A 2,271-nucleotide genomic window follows, 5' to 3' on the forward strand; every position below is an offset into this window, starting at 1 on the left:
GGACTTTGGGGGGCCCTTTCTTCCCCCGGGGTTTTGGGGGAACGGCAGGGCCTCACGGCGTTGCCTGGGGAGCTGCTCAGCTCTTGTCGGCGGCGGCCTCGGCGCCAGCGTCGGCGGCCTTCGGCTCGGCCTCGGCGGCCTTGGTGTCCTCGGCCTCGGCCTTGGTGTCGGCCTTGGCGTCCTGGACCTCCTGGACGCGCTCGGGGACGACGCCGTCGAAGTCCTCGTCGATCTCGAGGTCGTCCTCGTCGTAGAACTCCTCGACGTCCTCCTCGTCCTCGAAGATCACGCGGTCGTCGGCGTTGTCGCCGCCACCGCGCTTCTTCGCCGGCGCATCCGTCGACTCGGTCTCGTCCTCGGCCAGCTCCGGGTCGAGCGTGTCGATGAACTCCACGCCGTCGATCTCGGCCAGCCGCTCCGAGGCGTTGGTGGTGCCGTCGGTGTCGGCCTCTGCGGCCTTGGCGAACCAGTCACGGGCCTCGTCGGCCCGGCCGGCTGCGATCAGGGCCTCGGCATAGGCGTACCGCAGGCGCGCGGTCCACGCGTGCACGGCGCTGGAAGCCAGCTCCGGGCTCTGCAGCGTCACCACGGCAGCGTCGAACTGCTCCATGTCGCTGCGGGCACCGGCCGCCACGAGACGCATCTCGACCTGGCCGGCCTTGTCCAGCTGCTTCACCTCGGGCTCACCGGCCATCGCCAGCGCCCGCTCCGGGCGGCCCAGACCGCGCTCGCAGTCGGCCATCACCGGCCACAGGTCCACCCGGCCGGTCATCCGACGGGCGGCGCGGAACTCGGTCAGCGCCTCGGAGTAACGCTGCGTCATGTACGAGGCGAAACCGGCCGCCTCACGGACAGCCGCCACGCGGGAGGCCAGACGGAGCGCGACGCGCGAGTACTGGTAGGCCTCCTCCGGCTCGCTGTCGAGCATGCGGGCCACCATCACCAGGTTGCGGGCGACGTCGTCCGCAAGGGTCTTGGGCAGGCTCTTGAGCTCCTGGCGCACGTCCGCGTCCAGCTCGAAGCCGGTGATGTCCTCCGGGATCGGCAGACGCTTGACGGGCTCGTAGTTGCCCCGGCGGTCGTCGTAGCCACCGCGGTCGCCGCCGCGGTCGTCACGGTCACGGCCGTAGCCGCCGCCCTGGCGGTCGTCACGACGGAAACCGCCGCGGTCGCCACCACGGTCGTCACGACGGAAACCACCCCGGTCACCGCCGGACGGACGGTCGTCACGGCGGAAGCCACCACCGGAGGGGCGGTCGCCGCGGTCACGGTTGAAGCCACCGCCGGACGGGCGGTCGTCACGACGGAAGCCGCCGCGGTCGCCACCACGGTCGTCACGGTCACGGCCGTAGCCACCACCGGACGGGCGGTCGTCACGACGCGGACGGTCGTCACGGTCGTCACGACGGAAACCACTCGGGCGGTCGTCGCGACGGAAGCCACCACCGGTCGGGCGGTCACCGCGGTCACGGTTGAAGCCACCACCGGACGGGCGGTCGTCACGACGGAAGCCGCCGCGGTCGCCACCACGGTCGTCACGGTCACGGTTGAAACCGCCACCGGAGGGACGGTCATCACGACGGAAGCCACCGCGGTCGTCGCGGTCACGGCCGTAGCCACCACCGGAGGGGCGGTCACCGCGGTCACGGTTGAAACCGCCACCGGACGGGCGGTCGTCACGACGGAAGCCACCACCGGTCGGGCGGTCACCGCGGTCACGGTTGAAACCGCCACCGGAGGGACGGTCATCGCGTCGGAAGCCACCGCGGTCGTCACGGTCACGGCCGTAGCCACCACCGGACGGACGGTCGTCACGACGCGGACGGTCGTCACGGTCATCACGACGGTAACCACCGGACGAACGGTCGTCACGGCGGTCATCGCGACGGGAGCCGCCACGGTCGTTGGACCAGCCCCCGCGGGACCGGGGCTCGTAGCCTCGGCCGTCGTCCGATCGGCGCTCGGGACGGTCCTGGGGCTCGTTCGACATCGTGGTGACTCCTTCTGCTGCTTCAGCTCCACCGCGGACGGAGCATCATGCGACTCTGCTCCCGCCACGCGGTTTCGACGCCGGCCTGCTGGCCTGCGTACCTTCTCCATTGTCCGGCATGCCAGGACCGTCCGCGTCTGGGCGGAAGTCCCGTTCTGCCGGTCTTCTTCACGTTCGCAAAACACAAAAAGGCCGCGGCCCCAGCGAGTCGCTGGGGCCGCGGCCTTGAATAATTGTTCGGCGGCGTCCTACTCTCCCACAGGGTCCCCCCTGCAGTACCA

At 71.0% G+C, this 2,271-nt stretch carries 1 protein-coding gene and 1 pseudogene; both read right to left on the minus strand.

The window, feature by feature from the left end; all coding sequences use genetic code 11:
- Nucleotides 1–76 precede the first annotated feature (76 nt).
- Nucleotides 77–1,048 (minus strand): hypothetical protein, encoded by a 972-nt coding sequence (locus tag ACFVGO_RS39320; protein ID WP_380359477.1) that lies wholly within the window; start codon nucleotides 1,046–1,048, stop codon nucleotides 77–79.
- A 21-nt stretch (nucleotides 1,049–1,069) separates the two neighbouring features.
- Nucleotides 1,070–2,014 (minus strand): annotated as a pseudogene (locus ACFVGO_RS39325) (hypothetical protein); the annotation flags it as partial.
- Nucleotides 2,015–2,271: the final 257 nt, after the last annotated feature.

The sequence above is a fragment of the Kitasatospora sp. NPDC057738 genome, assembly GCF_042798815.1.
GTDB classification, from domain to species: Bacteria; Actinomycetota; Actinomycetes; order Streptomycetales; family Streptomycetaceae; genus Kitasatospora; species Kitasatospora lactacystinica.